At 54.7% G+C, this 21926-nt stretch carries 14 protein-coding genes; 7 read left to right on the forward strand and 7 right to left on the reverse strand.

The features are described from left to right. Positions 1-692: 692 nt before the first annotated feature. Genes G604_RS0100010 through G604_RS0100030 form a run of 5 tightly spaced genes read right to left on the reverse strand, consistent with a single transcriptional unit; the run spans position 693 to position 12125 of the window. Complete coding sequence (locus G604_RS0100010) at positions 693-5120, reverse strand: hypothetical protein (protein WP_028908739.1); 4428 nt, start codon at positions 5118-5120, stop codon at positions 693-695. Positions 5121-5135: 15 nt separating this feature from the next. Next, complete coding sequence (locus G604_RS0100015; RefSeq protein ID WP_081657582.1) at positions 5136-6611, reverse strand: fimbrillin family protein; 1476 nt, start codon at positions 6609-6611, stop codon at positions 5136-5138. Between the two features lie 3 nt (positions 6612-6614). Next, a complete protein-coding gene (locus tag G604_RS0100020; protein WP_196801070.1) occupies positions 6615-7964 on the reverse strand; it encodes a fimbrillin family protein in 1350 nt (449 codons plus the stop codon). Positions 7965-8013: 49 nt separating this feature from the next. Continuing rightward, complete coding sequence (locus G604_RS0100025) at positions 8014-10761, reverse strand: hypothetical protein (RefSeq protein ID WP_081657584.1); 2748 nt, start codon at positions 10759-10761, stop codon at positions 8014-8016. Further along, complete coding sequence (locus G604_RS0100030; RefSeq protein ID WP_081657585.1) at positions 10758-12125, reverse strand: fimbrillin family protein; 1368 nt, start codon at positions 12123-12125, stop codon at positions 10758-10760. The genes G604_RS0100025 and G604_RS0100030 overlap by 4 nt, the downstream gene beginning before the upstream one ends. Positions 12126-12278: 153 nt before the next feature. On the opposite strand from G604_RS0100030, the gene G604_RS0100035 reads away from it, so the two are divergent. The 3 genes from G604_RS0100035 to G604_RS0100045 all read left to right on the forward strand — a co-directional run bounded on the left by G604_RS0100035 (position 12279) and on the right by G604_RS0100045 (position 15612). Further along, positions 12279-13001 (forward strand): DUF3575 domain-containing protein, encoded by a 723-nt coding sequence (locus G604_RS0100035; protein ID WP_081657586.1) that lies wholly within the window; start codon positions 12279-12281, stop codon positions 12999-13001. Further along, positions 12998-13999: a DUF5119 domain-containing protein gene (locus G604_RS0100040; RefSeq protein ID WP_028908745.1), complete on the forward strand. Its 1002-nt coding sequence runs from the start codon at positions 12998-13000 to the stop codon at positions 13997-13999. The genes G604_RS0100035 and G604_RS0100040 overlap by 4 nt, the downstream gene beginning before the upstream one ends. Positions 14000-14157: 158 nt before the next feature. Continuing rightward, positions 14158-15612 carry a fimbrillin family protein gene (locus tag G604_RS0100045; RefSeq protein ID WP_081657588.1) on the forward strand — a complete coding sequence of 485 codons (1455 nt, stop codon included), beginning with the start codon at positions 14158-14160 and terminating at the stop codon, positions 15610-15612. Positions 15613-15776: 164 nt separating this feature from the next. On the opposite strand, the gene G604_RS0100050 is transcribed toward G604_RS0100045, so the two are convergent. Continuing rightward, positions 15777-16619 carry a patatin family protein gene (locus G604_RS0100050; RefSeq protein WP_028908747.1) on the reverse strand — a complete coding sequence of 281 codons (843 nt, stop codon included), beginning with the start codon at positions 16617-16619 and terminating at the stop codon, positions 15777-15779. 155 nt (positions 16620-16774) lie between these two features. On the opposite strand from G604_RS0100050, the gene G604_RS0100055 reads away from it, so the two are divergent. From G604_RS0100055 to G604_RS0100065, 3 genes are read left to right on the forward strand one after another with little or no spacing between them, the layout of a single operon-like run. Continuing rightward, a complete protein-coding gene (locus tag G604_RS0100055) occupies positions 16775-18175 on the forward strand; it encodes an aminopeptidase P family protein (RefSeq protein WP_028908748.1) in 1401 nt (466 codons plus the stop codon). A 49-nt stretch (positions 18176-18224) separates the two neighbouring features. Further along, the gene (locus G604_RS0100060) at positions 18225-19430 is read left to right on the forward strand and encodes an aminopeptidase C (RefSeq protein WP_028908749.1); all 1206 of its coding nucleotides are present in this window, start codon (positions 18225-18227) and stop codon (positions 19428-19430) included. A 45-nt stretch (positions 19431-19475) separates the two neighbouring features. Beyond that, entirely contained in the window at positions 19476-20111 is a 636-nt protein-coding gene (locus G604_RS0100065; protein WP_028908750.1) for a hypothetical protein, read from the forward strand. A 79-nt stretch (positions 20112-20190) separates the two neighbouring features. On the opposite strand, the gene G604_RS0100070 is transcribed toward G604_RS0100065, so the two are convergent. Continuing rightward, the gene (locus G604_RS0100070) at positions 20191-20658 is read right to left on the reverse strand and encodes a nucleoside deaminase (RefSeq protein ID WP_028908751.1); all 468 of its coding nucleotides are present in this window, start codon (positions 20656-20658) and stop codon (positions 20191-20193) included. Between the two features lie 140 nt (positions 20659-20798). On the opposite strand from G604_RS0100070, the gene dnaN reads away from it, so the two are divergent. Continuing rightward, positions 20799-21923 (forward strand): DNA polymerase III subunit beta, encoded by a 1125-nt coding sequence (gene dnaN / locus G604_RS0100075; RefSeq protein ID WP_028908752.1) that lies wholly within the window; start codon positions 20799-20801, stop codon positions 21921-21923. The last annotated feature ends 3 nt before the right edge of the window (positions 21924-21926 follow it).

The following is a 21926-nucleotide window of genomic DNA, read 5'->3' on the forward strand; positions in this document are numbered from 1 at the left end:
CGGACTGACTTTTATAGCAGCTGCTATATCTTTTTTCTTGGAATTGTTTGCAAGCAACATAGAAATTGCGTACCTTTGCTCTGAAGTCAAATGTTTGTACATAAGCAATGCAAATATATTTGATTTTGGGGAGAAAGCGTTCTCCCCTTTTTCTTTTTATCTGTCATTGCCAGTTTTCTTAACCTATATCAAGTACAAGATATCTTGGGGGCTTCTCGCCCCCAGTCCCCTCGGTGTTTTATGGTATATATTTTTTCAATATATTCCTCAACTCCGATTGCACTTCTATCTTGAACTTGCAAAGCCATCAAACTATATATCTCTATAAAATTGAATATCAACCGATTACGAGCCTATCCGATAAGACTGTTATTCAACGGAGACAGTGTTGTAACTTTCGAAGAAAAAAAATTATCTTCGAAAGAAAATCCTGTCAATAACTACTTTTGATTTCATTACAAAATTACAAATTACAAATTACAAATTGGTCATCTGCACCCCAAGGGGGGGGGCATGGGACAGCTTAGGGGATATATTATATATATAATATATCCCCTACCCTTCACAAAGCGAGCAAATATATAATGAATAGGCAATTTGTAATTTGTAATTTTGTAATTTTCCCATTCAGTAACTCTTTACTCATCCCCTCATGTTTGGCCGGGCATGAGTCGTCCGGCCAAGGCCCCGCCTTACCGGATCACTTTTTTCCCATTGACGATATAGATGCCGGGGGGCAGGGATTGCAGGCGGCTGCTGTCGCCAAGGAAGGCGCCCTGGAGGCTCCAGATGCCACGGCGGACCCTGCTGCCGCTTGGCCGGGGGCTGTCGGCCTCATCCATGCTGATCTCCTTGATGTCCGTCACGGGGCCGTCCTTTTCCGTCTCGTCGCGGTCGGCCACGGCCATCGCCATCATCTTGGCGGGCGAGGCGGTGAGGGGTTTCAGATACGCCCGGTAAGCCGCCAGGGCCTGTTCCGACTGGGTATGGTAGATACGCTCTCCGGCAAAGATATAACTGCCCCCGGGGGCTGTCTCGGGCGCGAAGATGCCGCGGGAAGAATAGTCCTGTGCGGGATCCGTGATGTCCAAAGCGCCGTAGTCCGCCTCCACGGAGACGTTCTTGATGGTGTCACCGCTGCTGATATTCTTCGAGGGACAGATGAAGAAGGGCCGGTTGGCCACCAGCATATGGTAGACATGCTGTGAGAAATAGCCCGTCTGATCCGCGATACTGTCGAAGGTGATGACCTGTGCCTGATCGCCGAAGAAGGCCTTGAATTTTGTCGGTCCTATGGAGAAGGGCAGGCAGATGCCCGTCCATTTTCCCTTCCCGAACTTCCGGTTGATCTTCACGTTGACATTTTTCAGTTCCGTAGCCGTAGATCCCACGGCAGCCGCGAAGACCTTCTTGAAGTCGTCATCATCATTGAGCACGACGGTCTGCTGCCCGGGGTCCATCTTATGAAAATATTCGGGTACGAAGGAGAAGCCGCACGGAGAGAGTTTCGAGCCTTTCTGGAACACGAAATAGGTCTTTCCCGCCTTGACCTGGAAAGTATATCTCACGTAGGCTTTCGAGACCAGCGTATAGCCCTGCGGGAGGTTGATGATCTCCTGACGGGCATAGGTCGGCGTACCGTCATATTTCTTCCATTCCGTCATGATCGAGTCGAGATCGGCGGGGCGGTTCTTATAGTTGGTGACGAGGTCATAGGGGCAGTCCTGATAGGCCTTGGGATTCTGGAACGTGAGTTTATGGTTGGCCAACTGTTTCGTGGCCCAACTGTCATCAAACGTACTTCGATACAGACCCTCGGTATAACTTCCCGCATGGGTGTCCTGGGTACTGTTGCTCGGGAGCAGCGACTTATCGATCACCCAACTGTTGTCCAGGGGTACCTCACGGTCATTCTCATCCATGATAAAGAGAGGTCGGTATTTCAGGACATATCCCGCCTTCAGGTCGTCCCACTGTTGGGAACCGGTATAATCGAGGGCGCCGTTCTGCAGGAGGTAGAGGATCAGCGTTCCGTTCTCCTCGGGCTCAAAGGTGAGATAGGTACCGCGGCACGGGAGCTCCCAGGGGAGATGATCGCCCATGGCAATGGTATCCTGAAAACTCTGATTATCCTCATCACGGGCATCCTGGGTGCCCTGGGAAGCATAGAGGAAGCCGTCAATGGTCATGCCGTTCTGTCCCACGGTATCCGTCTTGGCCTCCTTCCAGGAGTCAAAGATATCTTCCAGCAGCTGCGTCTTCTTGTTCCTGTATTTATAAGGACCGCTGCCGTCCTTCCATCCGCCGAAGGTCATAGTGATTTTCGTAGCCATATTCGTCGTCGACACACGCTCTCCCACACTCGGTTTCTCACCGTCCTGGATGATATAGGACGGGATATCGGAGATGAAGAGATAGAGCCGTGGATGGCGGACCACGGCCGTGCCTTTCTCCTTATTCCATACCGTGGCCTGGATGAGAATCCGGTTGGCATAGCTGCCGGTCGTGGCCTTCGTGATGCCCGAGGTGTTCTTCTTCGGGATCACCGCGCCGGTAGAGGCATCCAACGAGAGATAATCCGCGGGATCGACGCCGTCATTGAGTCCCTCCTTGGACAAGGCGAAGGAGACACGGTCTGAGGGATCATCCAGGAGCGAGCTGATCGTACCGGTGTATCCATTGACGAAGGTCGTGCTCAGCAGGGAGGGCTCCTTGGCGTCATCACCGGCGATGAAGGCCGGCTGATAGTTGATGCCATGGAGGAGGACGGAGCTGTAGGAGCCGTCCGCCGAGCCATAGTTGTAGAAATAATAGGTATGTCCGGCATTCAGCGCCACGGGGAAGCGGTAGGTCCCCTTGGTTGTCGTCACCGGCTCGTATCCATAAGTCCGTACGATCTTTCCGTCACTGACCTCAATGATCTGATACAGGTTTCCGCTCGTCCATTTGCAGTCGATGGAGATGAAGCCGTTGGTGTAAGGCCGGAGAATGACATACATACCATCGTCGGGCACGCCGTTATCATCGACGGCAACGGGATTATTGACCGTGTGCACTTTGCCCCAGTTCGTGCCTTTCTTCTCTCCTTCCTCATCCATATCATTACTGTCATCCGACTGGCCGAGGACCCATTCCGCGTCATCGGGCTCGCCGAACTGTATGGAGAGTCCGGGGATACCGTTGATCACCGTTCCGGAACTCATCTTTCCCGTTCCGGTGAAATGGAATTTGCCATAGGTCACGCTGTCCGTGGCGTCACTGATGATCTCGTAGTCGAAATTGCTCAGGGCGATGCGGATCGTATAGGAGGCATCGGCGGGCAGGGTGTACTTTCCTGTCTTGTCCGTTAAGGTGGCGGAGACCGTCACCTTCAGCATTCCCTCCGCCGTCGTCGATCCGTCATACGATACTTTTCCCGTGGAGGTGTCGATCGAAAATCCTTTCACGCTGCTGTCCGCCGTCATCGTGTAAGCAAGGGAGAAGGCCGACGTGACATCATCGCCGTTACCGTCCCTCACGGAGACATCGGGCTCATTGAAGCCACGGAACGTACCATTCACGATATTTCCCGAGAGGGCGGACTCCGAGAGGCGGAAATGCGTCGCCACCTGCTTGTCGATGACGAGTCCGTAGGGGAAGATGCGCTCCTCCATATACTGTCCGCTGTAGTTCGGCAGGATATTGATGATCATGAAGGGGGCGTTCTCGGCAGTGGCGGGGAGTTCGTAACCCGTATAGTCGATCTTCCAGGTTCCATAATCCGCATGGGGGAAGCACCAGCTCTCCGCCCTGTAGAGGACATAGCGCACGCCCCGGTAGGTGACGGTATCATTCAGTTCGGCACCATTGGTATTTCCCGTCACCTTCACGCCCACGGGGATACCGATCCTTCGGGAGAGGTCGTTGGTGATACTTCCGTTCTGGTCATAGACGGTGATGGTGGGCAGTGCCCAGTTGTCTTTGGAGAGCACCTGATTGCCGGCGTAGAGATGGAAGGAGGCGGGATCGGCCTTCACCGTCCAGGTGATCTTCCGGCCCACGATCTTACAGGTATCCACGGCCTGCGCATAGCCTTGCGGCGCCTGGTAGTCACTGTTCCAGCTCAACCGGTAGGTAGAGACCCGGATGAGGGCCTCACCGTTGATGATCGACTTCACGTAGATGTACCAGGAGCCATAGAAAGCATTATTCGAGGTCCACATGTTGCCGACGACATCCGATTTCTCACCGAGCAGCTCATATTTGTAGGTAAAGAGCAGACTGACGTCATTGCCGTACTTGTCGCGCACGACGGGCACGGGAGCCTTGTAGGTGTTACCATTCTCGCAGACGATACTGTCGCTCTGCGGCCAGTCCATATGCGTGGGCATGACCTCACTGTTGTCCCATTCATACATCCTGACGTTGAAGGTATGGGTGTAAGGCCCGTAAGAGGCGGCATAGCTGCTCTTCGGCGTATAGGTCATGGTCAGCGTCTCCCCGTCGGTCACCGAGGCCGGGGCCTTGAGCATATAGCCATTAAAGAACGGCACATAGGTTTCGGGATCATTCGTGACCTTCGAGATACCGCTGCTCCAGGAATAACTGACGTCATAATAGTCGTTGACGATAGAGTCGTTGAGTCCGTAGAGCGTGGCCGTGGGCAGTCCGAAGAGCTGGGAGGAATGGACGTAGATTGAGTCCTGTGAGAGGACGACGTCAGGGACATAGGCGGGGATGGTGATGGTATAGACGCTCTCGAGATCGCTCACTCCGGCATAGCTGCCGTCGGCGCGTGCCTTGGCAATGATGCGGATGGTATCGACACCGGCCCGCGAGCCGATCTTCACGATGCCGTAGTTCTGCGACACGGAGGTCCCCGTGACGGGGTTCACCGTGGCCTTCTTCCCCTCGATGGTCTTGAGATTGCTCTCCTGGCCCTTGACGTAATAGTTCAGGTAGAACTGGTTCGTCACGTCCTTCGTACCGTCGACGACGGAGACCTGGGGACGCGTGAACTTATATTGGTTGATGGTGGCCGTGAGCGCCGTCGCCGACAACTTCAGCTCCGGAGCCGCCGAGAGACGGCAGAGCGCCAAGAAGGCGAGGAGGACAGTCAGCCAAAAAGTTTTCTTACTCATCTTTTCTTCCTTTCTTCATCGTTTGCTTTTCCTGACCCGGCGGTAGGGCTTCGCCATCCACGGCTTGTCCTCATCCGAAGGATCACCTTCCTTGATATCCGGTCCCTGCAGGTACTCCTGTTGGGTTTTGTCGAAGATGACACTGCTGTTGGTCACGTTCCAGATCTCAATGTCACTGTCGAACCGCACACTCTTGATACCCAGATGGAGGGTGAGGCGGTAACGGCGCGACATCTGCGGACAGTGCTTGAGGATGATCGTACGGACAAGACGGTAAGGGACCTCGGAATAGCCCTTCTCCAGTTTCGTGTCACGGGTTCTGACGATCGTCTTGATCCGGACGCGCAAGACGGGCCACTGTCCGGCGACGGGACAGATCAGCATCGGCTGCAGCTCCTGCCGGTACACATTGCGTGCGGTCGTGACGACACCGCCGGGGACAGAATCCCAGAGCAGGGTTCCCGTGAGATGGTGGGGCTCGGCGAGATGGACGTTGAGCAGGCCGTTGACACCGGCCGTGAGGGCCGTGTCGGCCACGAGGAGGTGGCGCAGGGGCGAGAGCTTCGTCGTGTCGAGGGTCTCCGTCCGGTCAAAGGTCCACTGTCCGCTGCAGAGGTCGAACACGCCCCCCGTGGTCACCGTGGAGGAGAAGGCTCCGGTGATGCTGTCGACGACACCGATCTGCTCGATCATCAGACTGTCGATGGTCATCCGCGTGGTCGACGGCTTGTTGGCGGCGCTGCCGTCGACGATATAGCCGTTATTGTCGACATCGAGAACGGCGAGGATGCCCGTACTGTCGCCTTCCTGCTGCTGGATGCCCCCCACCTTCGTCAAGGCATGGCAGAAATAGAATTTCACCTGTCCGCCGGCCGTGAGCTTCGTCTGGTTGAGGACGGGCGTACCGTCAGCCCCGCGGCCCCAGAGCAGGTCCGTATTCTTCCCGTCATCCTGGGCCAGCCGGTAGGTCACGGCGGGATGGGCGGTGGAGCCGTTACCGGTGAAGGCTGTGATGCCCGTCGTGGCGCCACTGGTGACGGCGCCACGTGTCGAGGCCGCGGTATAGGGGGCATAGGCGAAGAACGACAGTTTGCCGTTACTCCCCGTGCCGTCGACATTCACGCCGTTGGGCCAATATTTCACGGGGTCATAACTCCACGTCACGACACCATCAGCGACCGTGCCGCTGACGAGCTGGTCGTACATGAATCCGGGATAGAAGGTATCCGCGGCATAGTCCTCTGCCCCCGTACTGTAGGCGAAGACGCCGAAGCCCGTGGCCGCCAGTTCTCCGATGCCGAAGATGCTCCCTACCGACGCCGAGGAGGCCCGTGACAGCCCTCCCCTGCTCCCGCGGGTCACGGCGCCGTAGCGACTGGCATAGGCGGAGAAGGCCAGAGGCTCCCCGTCCCCGGCGGGATCGTCCGCCGAGGTGCTGCAGGCCGTCAACAGGACGGCCCCGAAAAGGATCAACCATTCGTTTCTTTTCATCGTCTATGGGGTTATCGTGACTTGTTTGATCGTGACCTCATCCTGAGAATTCTTCGTATAGAAGGTCAGAAGAGGAACATTCCAGTCATAATACGTTCCTTTGAAATAATCAATGTCATCCTGGTCCAGCGTCAGCGTGAGGCTCAATGCCGTACCTGCAGACTGAGCCGGGAGATTCGTCTGATAATAGAGAGAATGGCCATTATCATAGCCGATGGCAACACCCAAGTCATAATTTCTGCTTCCCGAAGTGAAGACATAATCAACCTTGATCTGCGACCCCACTTTCAGGATATGTGTCGTCAGGAAATTACGGAGGGTCTTCTCTTTCCAGATTTCCAACTTACTGTTGGCGCTGGAGATGGACTGCGAGCCTTCCCAGATCCAGTAGTCATCCCCATTCTTCTTGATGACGCTGGAGGAGCTGGGCTGGAGGATAATGGTCCGGCGCGTACCCTCCTGGAGACGGGGAACACCGATCGTTTTCAGTTGAGTGTAGAGGAAGCCGTTACTGCCGTCTGCCGCCGTATAGCGGGCATAGACATAGGCCGTGTCGGGGACCGTCTGGGGAGGGAGGAGGAACCAGCTGGAGACCTGGGAGGTGTCGACGGCGGTGGCATAGACGGTACCGGGAACGGAAGCCGTCATACGGCGCGTACTCGTCGAGCTTTTGCTCGTCAGGGCCGTAGTCAGGCGGGTACAGACCTGCTCCAGCCGTACGGTGTCGAGGGAGGCCACGGTGGTCCCCAGGCCCGACTGACTCAGGTCGACGACGAAGCGCAGGCCGCTCAGCAGGTGATGAAACTGAAAGGTGACGGGATCGGGGGTTTCGACGGTGTCCGGCCAGTACTGATCTGTGATGAGATCCGTGAGCAGCAGGTCCTCCTGGTCCTTGGCATCGGGCTGTACGGTGAAGGACAGGGAACCGGCGCCGCGTCCCTTGCCGATACTGTCGGTGTTGATGTCCACACCCTTCGCCTTCGACCCCGTCGCGCTGAAGGGGTAATAGGCGAAGAAGCTATAGTATACGCCCGGTGACCAGTAACGCGGGGGGGAATAGGTCAGCGTGTTCTGCGGCGTCACCGTCATGGGGGTGTTATACATGAGGTTGGCCGTCTTCGGTGACCAGTTATCCCAGAGCGTATCCCCCTGGGCAAAGGCGAAGGTGCCTACCTGTCCGCCCTCGGGGAGATCACTGCCGCTGACAAAATCTGTCGCCGCGGCACGGGAACCCGGCATGCAGAACGTCATCAGGCGCGATGTCCGCGGCCCGTCGGGCACGCCCGTACTGTCCTCCCCACACGCCGTGAGGAGAAACAGCAGAGCAATATATATCATTGGTGTAAGTTTCATATGCATTTTAAGCTTTTCCTTTCGTAACCAGTTCATCCTTCACGGCTCCTCATTGATCCGTAACGGGACGGATACTCCGCGCCACCCAGGGGGCTGCCTGACGGTTATCATTCGACAGGATATAAAAATCCTTGTTGCTGCCGTTGTTGGCATAATAGAACCACAGAGATCCGGCGCGGCTCACACTGATGCTCCGGTATCCTGCCGTCCAGTAGGAGCCGGCAACGCCCCAGTCATACAACATGCCGTCTGTCTCGCCCCGATAGCCCGTGGCGGGAAAGAAGATCACGTTTCCCGTCTGTGTCATCGTGTAAGGCTCCGTGAGGAAATTGAAACCGATACTCAGCCAGCCGCCAACGGCATTGGCGTCATTGAAATCAGACGAGTTGCCAGCATCTGTGTTGATGAATCCCGAATAGGCATTCGTTGCCGGCACATGGAAGGGATAGGGACAGGGATCATAGATGGTGGGCGTGACCGTGGCGTCAGAGGCCCCGTCACTGGTCTGGTTGGCATCCCACAGATTCAACCGGTCCTTCGGCAGCCAGTGGTTGTCCTTCGGATTCTTCGTGTTCACCAGCATCCAGGTAGGATGGAGGATCGTCGCGCCCACTGCCGTCGCCGCCTTCCCCTGGCCATCAAAACCGGAAACCAGCTTAAACTCCTGAGCAGTAAACTTCACGTTCCCTTCGGGTCCTTTGAAGACGGGAGTATTCCAAATATCAAACGGATCTTTCCGGCCCCATTGATAGTAGGTGTTGCCGCCATTCTGCCAGAAGCCGACATGGGAGGTCACCGTCATCGTTGCCGTCTTCCCTGATTCCGGCTGCTGGAAGACGATGGTGGCCGACCGCTGGGGATAGCTATAGCTCTTCTCATTATAGTCAACATAGCCGAGGTTGACGGGCATCATCTTATACCCCACTCCGCTGCGGTTCGTCACCGTGACCGGCGAGAGATCCTCATCTGTCACCCAGATATGCCAGCTCCAGAGAATCGGGGCGTCAGCAGCTGTAGAACTGTGCAGGGCGATGACGAAGTTGCCGGGATAGATATGGGCGGGATCAACATAGAAGAGGATATAGCCTGTACTGTCCGTAGCATTGAAAGTGGTGATCACATTACTCTGTTTCACCATTTCGTCATCGTTAACGTCCGTCCAGAGGATGGAGGCGAGGCGGGTGTTGGACTGTGCGGAGAGGACCGACTTGAAATAGTCCGTCTTCGTGATCCAGGGCTGTGTGATGGCCAGCCCTTGGGAGTCGTAGAAGTCAGCCAGCACTTGATCGGTACTCACCGTGGGATTGAAAGCGACATGGTTCGTCTTCCCGCCGCGGATGGCATTACCGAAGACCATCGGGATGGCATACCACCCGCCTTTGTGGATGACATAGCAGTTGGCGGTATTTCTCACATTCGTGATATTCCCGTAAGCGTCACGCAGGGAGAGGTCGCCGAGCGTGGCGGCATCACTATAGCGGGAGGCTTTCAGCGCGGCGACCAACGACTTATATTCCGATGTGCCGCCGTAAGGGAAGACATTCCAGGCCCCCTGCATGCGCTCATGATGGGTCTGCGTGTCCTGTACATACGACTGCATGGAGACCGACAGCGTCGTCGTCAGCCCCTGATCACCGGAGACATCCGTGAGAGAGAGCCAGGAGGGGGCTGTCGTCTGATACGTGCCTTCCGTGATATAACCCGCGACCTTCCACGGCTGCACGGCCGTCGTGCCCAGACTCGTCTTCGTGCTCTGGATGGTCACCGAGGAGGAGCCACCGGCGAAAGAGAATTCCACGGAAGGCGTGACGGTGAGGTCGTAGCTCCAGTTGATGGATGACGTGGATACCTTATAGGTACAGATCGTTCCCGCCGTCCATGTCTGTCCGCCGATAGAGGCCTCCAACTGTCCCGTCTTGCCGTCGGTATCGGTATAGTCGAGGACGACACGGGCCGTGGAGGGCAGGGTCTGCGGCAGGAGCATGAAATAGTTGCTGCCCGTCTCGATAAACGTATTCTTGTCCTTGATGACGAGGTCGACGGTATTCGTCACCGTGCCCGTCGTCGTATAACTGTCCCATGTACCCGTCCGGAAATGGTAGGTGGCAACGGTATAGACATTCTCCAACGTCACCTTATTGATCGTGATCCCTTTCTTCACGTCATCAACGGCGAAGCGCACACCCGTGAGCAGATGACTGAAGGTCAGCGGCACCTGGGACGGACGGTCTGTCGAGGGGAAGGTGGCTGAACGGGTACCGAGGAGGTCCTGCTGCGCCGAGGCCGTCGACGGAGTATGATAGGTGAAGGCAAACTCCTTGGCCGTCGTCGTGGTGTTCGCCGTCGTCAGCACCGAGGAGGAGAGGTTCGCGGGGGCATAGGCATAGAAAGCCACGGGATTCGTCGCACTCTTCGGCCACGACTTCCCCGAATACCATCCCGAGGCCTTCGTCACCTCAAAGGGAGCGGTGAAGACGGCTGCCGAGGAGACGGTGTCGAAAGCCACAACATCCATGGCATCATAGAAGGACGATGAGGTGACGGCGGTACCCCGTGAGAGGGCCTTCGGGCGCCCTGCTGCCGGTGCCGCCAGGGTATGGAGGTAGACTCTTCGCCCACCGACGCGGCCGCGCATGGCCGCGACATGCCTCCCCGTCTTCGCCGAAATCGCCGAAGTCTCACGGGTGGCAATGGCGAAGCCGATCCCCCCAGCCGGCCCGTCATCAGTCGTTAACAGGTCGGAGCAGGAAGAGAAGAGAATTACGCCTATAATGAGTGAAAGAGATAATCTGTTCATTGTTCTACCGTTGTAAAATCGAGACTGCCGCCATCTTTGTCGCGCCACTCCTCGACACTGGGGTCATACCAGATCTCTACCGGGTCACGCCACGTATCGGAGGTGACCTTGAAAGAGAGGGACCGGAAACTGATATCGAGCTCGATATGATAGCTCATCCCGGGCTCCAGGGCATCCATGATCAGAGGGGACTCCAGCGTCACCTCCTCACGGTGATAGCCACCCGTGAGGACGAGGGAGGAGTCTACGGTCTGTATCGTATAAGTCACGAGGAGCTGCAGGGCACATTTCTTCAGGGCCGTGTCGGTAGGTACGAGGAGGAGATAACCAATGGTGTTGGCACTGCCGCCCCATGCCCGCTCGTCAGTAGTCTGCAACAAGGGCTTGGCGGTGGCGGTGACCCCTCCCACCCGGCAACGGCTGTTCCACGTCGCCGTGTCCGTCTTGGCCCAGTCGACATCGCGGAGACCGGTATAGAGGGAGGTAGTGTCGAGGTCCAGCGTGGTATGGCCGTAGGGACAATACTGTTGGATACTATCGTCCTCCACGGGATCAGGGTCATAGTCATAACCCTGGTAGTCCCAGAAGGGAGCTGCCGATGAACTGTAGCTGTGGAGGTCGAGCTGCCCCATGCGGGCGATATTCCCCTTGAGCTGCAGCGACTTGATGAGGATGATCGTACCCTGACGGGGATTCACGGCTCCATCCGTGGAGGGCAGACTGGCATCGGAAGCCACGGAGAAGGTCAGACGGCTCAGGGCATGACGGAAATGGAACTTCACCACGCCGTCGTTGGTCTCCTTCGTCTGGTCCATCAGCGGCTCGGCATAGAGGAGATCGGTGGCCGAGGCCGGATAAGGGGAGATACGGTATTGGATTTGCGGATCACCGGCCGTGGCGACATTCGTCATGGCCGTGATCCCCTCACTGTTGCCCGTCTCCTGAAGGCCCTCCGTCGTACTCTTCACGACATCCGTGTAAGGCGCATAAGCGAAGAACGTCAAGCCGCCCGTACCGTCGGCATCGGCATCCGGCCAGTATTTCAGTGGATCATATTCCCAATACTGCGTACTGTTGTTGTACGCCACGCCTTGATTCCACATAAAAACGGGCTTGCCCGTTCCGTCATATTTCTTACCATCCTGATAATAGCCGAAGACGCCGAAGCCCAACCGCTGCAGCTTCGTCAGATTACTGATGCTACTGCGGGAACGGGACGACTTCACATAGGTATCGAAGGAGATGGACATACGGTCCCCTCCCGATGAACTGTCATCGGAGACGCTCTCTGTACACGCCGCTAACAAGGGAACAAAACAGAGGGATGTTATCCTAAACCAGGAAGGAAAAGGCCCTATTCTCATAACTTTGCAAAAGTACTACATATTTCATAGATCACAAAATGAAACTTTATCCTTTTTTTATAATTTAACATATATCTGAGGTATAGAAAGCAGAAATATCGTAATTTTGCAACGAGATAAACGGGAATACGTTCAAGAAGAGAAAGAAGAAATATGCGCAAACTGCTGATAATCCTGTCTTTATTGATGATTATGATCAGTGGCAAGGCCCAGAATGCTGTCTACGACTTACAGTATAAGGCTTTGCGCGACCGCCTGTTGTGGCAGTCCGTGCGCCCCGATACCATCTACCGCTTTATCTTCTCCGATCCCTCCTCCCCTATCAATCCGAAAGCTGCCCCTCTCGTGGTCCCGAAGCCTCCAAAGAAGACCGGGGATCCTGTATTGGCCCTCAAGACGAATCTGCTCTACGACGCCCTCATCACCCCGAATATAGAACTGGAATACTGGCCCTGCCGACATCTCTCCTTCACCGGCGAGTGGCTCTTCCCCTGGTATACCTCTGCAGACCATGCCCGTGCTTATGAGCTGACGGAAGTCGGCGGTGAGCTGCGATGGTGGCCGCGCCCGTATCATTTCTTCCTTGGTGCCTATGGCGCTTGGGGTTATTATGATCTCGAGGCGAAATGGAAGGGTGTACAGGGACATTTCATCTCTTACGGCCTCTCCACGGGATGGCAGTGGCGACTCAGCCGGCATTGGCGGTTGGAGGGGTCCGTGGCCTTCGGCTATCTGAAGAGTCCCTATACCCATTATCGGGATATCAAACACGATGACCGCCTCGTCCGTCAGTATAGTAAGGAACGCACGTATCTGGGTCCGACGAAGATCCGTCTGTCCCTGGTATGGGTCATCGGAGAAAGGAGGCGCCGATGAAGTTCGTTCAACTGTTTGCCGGCTGTCTCCTGCTCCTGTCCTGCGGTGAGAAGGAGTTTCTGGAGCGCCGTGATCTCGTCGATCCCGACGCGCCGACGATGACCACCATCCATGTCGACTGGACAACGCTCTTCGGGAAGTTGCCCTCGGGAATGACCGTGGACCTGTGGGACTCCACGGGAGTCGTACACCGCGATCTGACCAATAACGTCACCTCTTATAGTAAGTACCTGAGCGACGGCCCCTGGCGGCTGCTCATCCATAACCTCTCGGCCGGCGAGTTGAATACGTTCCGGTTAGAAGACGAGGACAACTACGACTCTATCCGTATCACCGCCCTGCCCCTCTCCGACCATACCGCCGAGAGCTGGGAGGGTGACGGCACGATCATCCAGACGCCGGAGCCCTTCGGCATCGCCCTGGACACGCTGGACATCAACAACGAAGAGGAGGCGCGGCAAGACACGGAGGTCGTCAGACCGATCACCACGCCCCTCACCGTCAATATCCATTTCGAGGATATCGAGAACCTGCGGTCCGTGAAGGCCGTCATCAACGGGTTCTCCACAGGCTATCTGCTGACACAGAACCGGCCGGAGGAGAGCAAGGGAAAGTTCTATCTCGACACCTGGACCAAGACGCTCGACGACACGAATAAGAAGAACGGTACCGTCTCTACGACCATCGCCACCTTCGGGCTCCCCGACCGCCATCTCGACATCGCCACACGCGACAGTATGGCCAATATGCTGACCTTACAGATCACCCTGCGCAACGACTCCGTCATCCAGCGGCAGGCGGCCATCGGCAACCGCTTCACCGTCAGCCTCGACGAGTTGGGACTGTCCTTCGCCCAGTATAACCTGTCTGTGACCATCGGCAGTACGACCGATCCGATCCCCCTGCCCAATGTCCCCGACAGCAACCAGAAACAGAGCGGATTCTCGGCCGACGTGGACAAGTGGGAAGATGGCGGAAATACGGACGTTCATTTTTAACCCCCAAAAAAAATCATAAAATTTCTTGCAAAAAATTTGCACAGTTGAAAAATTGTGCTTAAATTTGCACGCCAAATCAAAATGACAGAATTGAAATAATTCTCAATTAAAAAACTATTGCTAAAAGGGATATAAGAATTTATTGAATCTTTAAGGTTATGAATAAGGTTATTAAGTTTGTACCTGCAATGATCGCACTGGCTCTTGCCGGCTGCTCTCAAAGTTCCGATCTCACAGGTGAGGATCAGGCTAACACGAACAAGCAAGAAGTAAAAATTCCTGTTAATATGACGACTTACCAGGCCCGCGCCAATGTGCAGGGCCGTGCCGGTACGGCGGGCAGCATCAACTCCGTCGATGACCTCGTCGCCAAAGGTGGCTTCGGCGTCTTCGCCTATCAGACAGGAAGCAAAGACTATTCTGCCGCACAGACTGAGTTCTACCCCGACTTTATGTACGATCAGCGCGTCAGTGGAACAGCAAGTTCTGATGGCTCTTCCTATACTTGGGACTACACCCCGAAGAAATTCTGGCCGAACGACAACACGGTGGCCGACAACTCCACGAATAATGCCACTGGCGTGAAGAATACCGGCAAGGTCTCCTTCTTCGCCTATGCACCGTATGTCGCTACTTCTGACGCTACCAAGGGTACCGTCGAAGACGCAACCTCTGGTATCACGGGCTTCTCTGCTAACGGAACTAACGGTGATCCGACCGTCAGCTATACCCTTCCTTCCGATGGTAATGTCGTTGACCTCCTCTGGGGTACGGCAGGCTCCAACGGTACAACGACCAATGGTACAGCCCAGGCCGGCAAGACGCTCTCCGGTGGTAAAGGCGCCGTGAATGTAGACCTGACGAAGATGAAGACCGACGGCAAGATCCAGTTTGTCTTCAAGCACGCCCTGGCTAAGCTCGGTGGTAAATCATCTGGTGATGATGTCAGCGGTCTGCTCATCAAGGCAGATCCGGATATTGATATTAAGGACCAGCTCGGCACGAAGGGACCGACGAAGATCACCGTGACGGATATCACCATCACTACCGATCAGCCGGGCACAGATGGTAATCTCGTCGCTCAGAGTTTGGTCAACAGTGGTATCTTCAACTTGGCTACCGGTGTCTGGACTGCAGGAAAAGCAGAAACTGGAACGGTTAAGACAGAGATCACCAACAGCAAAGACAAAGGCAATGCCGTCCTTGCTGACGCTATCGCTGAGCCTGCGACAGTAAGTTCTTTCGATAATCTCCCCGCAGGTGTCACGGAGACCTCACAGAATGTCTACAAGGAAGAGACGAACCCGATGATCTTCATCCCGGGCAGTACGCTTCCGAAACTATATGTCACCATCACCTATACCGTTCGTACCAAGGATGAAAATGTTAAAAATGGCTTCACATCGACCGTCAACGTGATCAGTAAGGTCATCGACTTCAACAGCAAGACGGTGGAGCTCAACAAGCGCTACACCCTCACCCTCATCCTCGGTCTGACGAGCGTGAAGTTTGAGGCTACCGTCAGCGACTGGGAGAAGGCAGAGAGTGGTACCGACACCAAGACGGTGGACAATACTGATGTCTATCTGCCGATCAACGTCAAGGACGCTTAGTCAACAACCGGCAGTAGAAATTAATCCGATCCTTTTGTAGGTGGCTGCAACGTGGCGGCCACGCCAGAGAATCAATTCCCCGCCAACAATATACAAAAAAGACAGAGTAACAGATGATTCATCATCTGTTACTCTGTTTTTTATATCCTCAAGAACGGGGTATCTTATACCTGTTCTTGGCAGAACTTCTCACCCAGTTCGAAGCCTTCCTCATAGAGGCGTTCGAGCTTGGCAGTGTCTTTCTCTATCCGTCCCACCTCCAGCGGGCGCAGCGGACGGATACACGTGATCTTCCCCGCCGCCTCGAGGTCGTCAACGAGCTGTAACTGGCGGTTATACGCCACATGACGCTTGCTCAGGGCCAGCCGCAGCCGCGGATAGTTCTTATAGATGAAGTTCGGTGTCTTCCGGTCCACGCCCGTGTCGCGCCACCCTTTGTTACGCGTCAGGATGACCACGTTATGTTCGTGTCCCGTAGCAATGGCCCGCTCCACGGGGATACTGTCGAGGATTCCGCCGTCGAGCATGGGGATGCCGTCGACCATCACGATCTTACTGACATAAGGCAGACTGCTCGAGGCCCGTACGATATCGAGCGCCCGCTGCTTGTCCTTCGTCTCGGAGAGATACATCGGCCGGCCCGTCAGACAGTTCGTCGTCACCATCTCAAAACCCGCGGAGTGTTTGAAAAACTCGTCGAAGTCAAAAGGCAACAGTTGGTTGGGAAATCGATCATACAACAGTTGCCGGTCGAAGATACAGCCCTGGGTCACGAGATGGCGCAGACCGATATAATGGTAACGGGCGAGGTAGTCGATATTTGAAATGCGTGCCCTCCGCGGCTGACGGGAGATATACGACATGCCGTTGCAGGCTCCCGCGGAGACGGCGACGGTATAGCGGAAGTAGAGCTGGTACTTCATGAAAGCGTCCAGGACACCACTCGTGAAGACACCGCGCATCCCTCCCCCTTCAAGGACAAGACCCGTATTCCAATTGATTTTCAACATACTCAACGCTTCGTTTATTGCTTAATTTATTATAAATTTTCCGTTTTTATTCATTTTTCCATGCAAAGATAATACTTTTTTCCGAAAAAATCTGTAACTTTGCAATCAAATTCCGATCATCAACGGAAAAAGGTAAAAAATTGTAAGAAAATATGTTCAGTAAAGAGACTTATATAGCCCGCCGCGAAGCCTTGAAAAAGCTGGTCGGTCAGGGCGTCATCCTCATCTTCGGCAATAACGAATCCCCTGCCAACTTCCCGTCCAACGGCTACCATCCGTTCCGGCAGGATTCGTCCTTCCTGTATTTCTTCGGACAGAACCGGGACGGACTCGTGGGCGTCATCGATGTCGACAACGACATGGAGACCCTCGTCGGTGATGATATCGACATTGAGGACATCGTCTGGTACGGAAAGGTAAAGACGGTGTCGGAGATGGCCAAGGAAGTGGGGGTCAACTCATCCGCGCCGATGAAGACACTGAAGACCATCTGCAATGATGCCATGGCGAAGAAGCGCAAGATCCATTATCTCCCGCCCTACCGCTATGATATCAAGTTGCAGATCTTCGATCTCCTCGGTATCCATCCTAACCAACAGAAGGACGAGGCGAGCATGCCGCTCATCAAGGCAGTCGTCAAACTCCGTTCTACGAAGACGGCTGAGGAGATTGAGGAACTCGAGCGGGGTGCCGTCATCGGTTATAAGATGCACACCACGGCTATGAAGCTCACCCGTCCGGGCATCCTCGAGCATTACATCGGCGGACAGGTTGACGGTATCGCCAACAGCTACGGAGCCATGGTCTCTTTCCCCACGATCTTCACGCAGCATGGTGAGATCATGCACGGCAACCCGACGATGGCACCGCTGGAGAGCGGACGGCTCGTCCTCTGTGATGCCGGCGCTGAGACCATCAACAACTACTGCAGTGACAACACGCGTACCTATCCGGTCAACGGTAAGTTCACGCAGCGCCAGTTGGAGATCTACTCCATCGTCGAGGCCTGCCATGACTACACGTTGCAGGTGGCTAAACCGGGCGTGAAATGGATGGATGTTCATTTTGATGTCTGCCGACTGATGATCGAGCGCCTGAAAGAGCTCGGCTTCATGAAGGGAGATACCGAAGAGGCGCTCCGCGCCGGTGCCCACGCGATGTTCATGCCCCACGGCCTCGGTCATATGATGGGTATGGATGTCCACGACATGGACAGTCTCGGTCAGACGAATGTCGGTTTCGACGAGGAGACACGTCCTATCCTTGACCAGTTTGGTACGAACTGCCTGCGTATGGGCCGTCGACTGGAGAAGGGCTTCGTGATCACCGACGAGCCGGGTATCTATTTCATCCCTGACCTCATCGACGACTGGAAAGCCAGCGGCCACTGCAAGGAGTTCCTCAACTTCGACAAGCTCGAGGAGTATAAGGACTTCGGCGGTATCCGTATCGAGGATGATGTCCTCATCACCGACGACGGCTGCCGCTTCCTCGGCAAGGACCGTATCCCCTATCATCCGAAAGATGTGGAGGCATTCATGGCCAACAACTAAGTAAATTCAAGATAACAATTATAGTACAAGAAAAAATAAAAGAGATTACATGAGAAAAATTTTCGCAGCCGCCTTGTTAGCCGTGGTGGCTATCAGTGGCAATGCCAAGACGGCCAAAGACAGTGTAGTAAACAAGAACAAGCCGGTCTTCACCGTCATCAAGGAGAACCCGATCACGAGTATCAAGGACCAGAACCGCAGCGGCACGTGCTGGGACTATTCCACGCTGAGCTTCTTCGAGAGTGAGATTCTCAAGAAGACGGGCAAGACCTACGACCTCTGTGAGATGTTCGTTGCCAACAAAACTTATATGGACCGTGCCATCAAGGCTGTCCGCATGCACGGCGATGTATCGTTCTCCGAGGGCGGCTCTTCCTATGATCCTCTCTACTGCATTCAGCATTACGGTATCTGCCCCGAGAGTGCCATGCCGGCTCCCGGCACGCTCTACGGCGACTCCCTCGCCAACTTCGGCGAGTTCTTCAAGGTCATGACACCGTATGTAGAGGGCATTGCCAAGAGTGACAGCAAGAAGCTCTCTCCGGCTTGGAAGAATGGTCTGCAGGGCATCCTCGACGCTTACCTCGGCAAATGCCCCGATAAGTTCGTCTATGAGGGCAAGACCTATACGCCGCAGTCTTTCGCTGCCAGCCTCGGTCTGAACTGGGACGACTATGTGAGCATCACGTCCTATACCCATCATCCGATGTGGAGCCAGTTTGCCGTAGAGGTACAGGACAACTGGCGCTGGCCGATGAGCTACAACGTGCCCATCGAGGATCTCACGAAGATCATCGACAACGCCATCAACAACGGCTATACCATCGCCTGGGGTGGTGATGTCACCGAGGACGGTTTCACGCGCAGCGGTCTCGGTATCGCCTACGACGTGAAGAAGGTCCGTTCCATGGCCGGCACCGACGCTGACCGTTGGTTCAAACTCTCTAAGGATGAGAAGAAGGAGAAGCTCGACTCGCTGGGTGTCACCGCTCCTGAGATCACGCCGACACAGCAGATGCGTCAAGATGCCTTCGACAACTGGGAGACAACCGACGACCACGGTATGCAGATCTTCGGTCTCGCCAAGGATCAGAACGGCCGCGAATACTATATGGTCAAGAACTCCTGGGGTAAATATGGCGATTACAAAGGTATCTGGTATATGACCAAGAACTATATCGCTTACAAGACCATGGACTTCATGGTCAACAAGAACGCTATCCCCAAGGATATCCGTAAGAAATTAGGTATTTAATTTTTGTGTAGGGACATGATTCTTCATGTCCCTTCTTTTTGTGTTATGAATATCGATAAGGACAAGAATAAGGAGGAATTTTGTGAACTGCTGCGCTCTACGAAGCGCGAGGGCGTAGACGATGTCATCGCTGATCTCGAAGACTGGGGCTTCTTTGACGCTCCCGCTTCCGCCGGCCATCATCTCAATGTGGAGGGTGGCCTGACACAGCACAGTATCAATGTCTGCAAAGCCTCACTGATGGTCTACGAGGGAATGTCAAAGCTCGATCCTACCGTAGAGAAGGAAGTGAAGCGCGATCATGTCATCATCGCCTCCCTGCTCCATGATGTCTGTAAGGCAGATATCTACAAGAAAGCATTGAAACGGAAAAAGAATCCCGTCACGGGAATGTGGGAGGATGTCCCCGGCTGGGCCATCTCCTATAAGAAATTCCCGATGGGACATGGAGAGAAGAGTGTCATCAACCTGCTCTGTTCCGGACTCGTGATGTACGATGATGAGATGCTCGCCATCCGTTGGCACATGGGCGCCTTCGGCCTCAACTTCAACAGTTATGAGGATGAGCGCTGCTATGATACCGCCCGCACGCTCTATCCGCTCTGCTCCATCGTCCAGGCCGGCGACAGCCTCGCCGCCTCCATCATGGAACGGGAGGCTGAGGACATCGACAACCTTTGATCCTTTGCAGGGGCCGTCCACCCCCTTCATTTCCCCCGTGCCCGGGGGAAATGAAGGGGGTGGACGGCCCCTGCAATCTTTAATACTTTATTTTCCCTTCGTCGTTCTTCCACATCTCGAAGGCGGCAAGGGCCTCAGCACGCAGAAGCGGGCGCATCGGTTTCTGACGACGGGACGGATCCAGCGCCAGTTCGTGATAGATCATGTCATCATCGAAACCAATCGTGGCAGCGTCCTTACGCGTATTTCCATAGTAAATCTTGTCAAGATGGGCCCAGTAGATCGCCCCGAGACACATCGGACAGGGTTCACAACTCGTAAAGATCTCACAACCGCTGAGATCAAACGTCTTCAGTTTCTTACAGGCCCGCCGGATACAGTTAACCTCCGCATGAGCCGTAGGATCATCGTCAAGGGTCACGGAGTTGGAAGCCTCGGCAATGATCTCACCATCACGGGCAATAACGGCACCGAAAGGTCCGCCACCCTGGCGGACACTATCTTCTGAGAGCGCGATGGCTCTACGCATCAATTCTTCTTTTGTCATTTTTCTTTCTATTTAAATCCCACATTCAAAGGGATCGCAAAGGTACAATTTTTTTTTGGCTTGAATCTTTTTCTATCCCGTTTTTTTTTCGTAACTTTGTCATTGAAATCAGAAACAACTAAAAATAAGAATATATTCTCATGAGAATTACATTATCCAGCACAGCATTGAGCGCCAAACTCAATATGCTTTCCCGAGTGATCAACAGTAAGAACTCCATGCCGATCCTCGACTGTTTTCTCTTTCAGGTTCATGGCGACACCCTCACGGTGACAGCAAGTGACAGTGAGAATGTCATGCAGTGCCACATGCAGTTGGACGAAGCCGACGGCGATGGTGAGTTCTGCCTGAACAACCGTAATATCCTGGATGCCGTCAAGGAGCTCCCCGAACAGCCGCTGACCCTCGACGTTGACCTGGAGGCGATGACCATCAAGGTCATCTACCAGAATGGTCTGTACAACTTCAACACACAGAATGCTGAAGAGTATCCCCGTCTGGAAGCTGTAAACGAGAATATCACGAATATCACCATCGATGCCGGTGTCCTCGTAGATACCATCACGCGTACCCTCTTCGCTACGGGCAATGATGATCTGCGTCCTGTGATGAACGGTATCTATTTCGACCTCACCACCGACTTCCTGACCATCGTCGCCACCGACGGCCATAAGCTCGTCCGTAACCGTGAGATGAATATCAAGGGTGAGAATCCCGCTTCTTTCATCCTGCCGAAGAAGCCCGCCACGCTCATCAAGAACGGCCTCGACCGTAATGCCGGTGAGGTGACGATCCGCTTCAACCAGGAGAAGGCAGAGATCATCTATGCTGATGGTCTGCTCTCCTGCCGCCTCATCGAAGGCCGCTATCCCAATTACAACTCCGTCATTCCGCAGGACAACCCCAATAAGGTCACGATCGACCGCAAGAGTTTCTTCTCCGCTCTCCGTCGTGTACTTCCTTTCGCCAGTGAGAGCACACAGAGCGTACGTCTCCACCTTGAATCAGGAAAGATGGAGCTGACAGCCGAGGATATCGATTTCGCCACGTCTGCCCGTGAGCAGCTCATCTGTGACTACAGTGGCCAGCCCATGGAGATTGGTTTCAAGGGCTCTACCCTTCTGGAGGTCATGAACACGCTCACGAGTGACAATATCGTCATGGCCCTCGCCGATCCCTCCCGTGCCGGCGTTATCACCCCGGAGACACAACCTGAGAACGAAGACATCCTCATGCTTGTCATGCCCATGTTGCTAAACGACTAAAGG

It is taken from the genome of Prevotella sp. AGR2160 (assembly GCF_000424185.1).
GTDB lineage: Bacteria > Bacteroidota > Bacteroidia > Bacteroidales > Bacteroidaceae > Prevotella.

What these genes read in the sequence shown, in the direction of transcription:
- G604_RS0100060 (WP_028908749.1), top strand. Translation starts at nt 18,225, where the DNA reads ATGAGAAAAATTTTCGCAGCCGCCTTGTTAGCCGTGGTGGCTATCAGT.
- G604_RS0100030 (WP_081657585.1), bottom strand. Translation starts at nt 12,125, where the DNA reads ATGAGAATAGGGCCTTTTCCTTCCTGGTTTAGGATAACATCCCTCTGT.
- G604_RS0100045 (WP_081657588.1), top strand. Translation starts at nt 14,158, where the DNA reads ATGAATAAGGTTATTAAGTTTGTACCTGCAATGATCGCACTGGCTCTT.
- dnaN (WP_028908752.1), top strand. Translation starts at nt 20,799, where the DNA reads ATGAGAATTACATTATCCAGCACAGCATTGAGCGCCAAACTCAATATG.
- G604_RS0100035 (WP_081657586.1), top strand. Translation starts at nt 12,279, where the DNA reads ATGCGCAAACTGCTGATAATCCTGTCTTTATTGATGATTATGATCAGT.
- G604_RS0100025 (WP_081657584.1), bottom strand. Translation starts at nt 10,761, where the DNA reads ATGAACAGATTATCTCTTTCACTCATTATAGGCGTAATTCTCTTCTCT.
- G604_RS0100055 (WP_028908748.1), top strand. Translation starts at nt 16,775, where the DNA reads ATGTTCAGTAAAGAGACTTATATAGCCCGCCGCGAAGCCTTGAAAAAG.
- G604_RS0100040 (WP_028908745.1), top strand. Translation starts at nt 12,998, where the DNA reads ATGAAGTTCGTTCAACTGTTTGCCGGCTGTCTCCTGCTCCTGTCCTGC.
- G604_RS0100070 (WP_028908751.1), bottom strand. Translation starts at nt 20,658, where the DNA reads ATGACAAAAGAAGAATTGATGCGTAGAGCCATCGCGCTCTCAGAAGAT.
- G604_RS0100020 (WP_196801070.1), bottom strand. Translation starts at nt 7,964, where the DNA reads ATGAAACTTACACCAATGATATATATTGCTCTGCTGTTTCTCCTCACG.
- G604_RS0100065 (WP_028908750.1), top strand. Translation starts at nt 19,476, where the DNA reads ATGAATATCGATAAGGACAAGAATAAGGAGGAATTTTGTGAACTGCTG.
- G604_RS0100010 (WP_028908739.1), bottom strand. Translation starts at nt 5,120, where the DNA reads ATGAGTAAGAAAACTTTTTGGCTGACTGTCCTCCTCGCCTTCTTGGCG.
- G604_RS0100015 (WP_081657582.1), bottom strand. Translation starts at nt 6,611, where the DNA reads ATGAAAAGAAACGAATGGTTGATCCTTTTCGGGGCCGTCCTGTTGACG.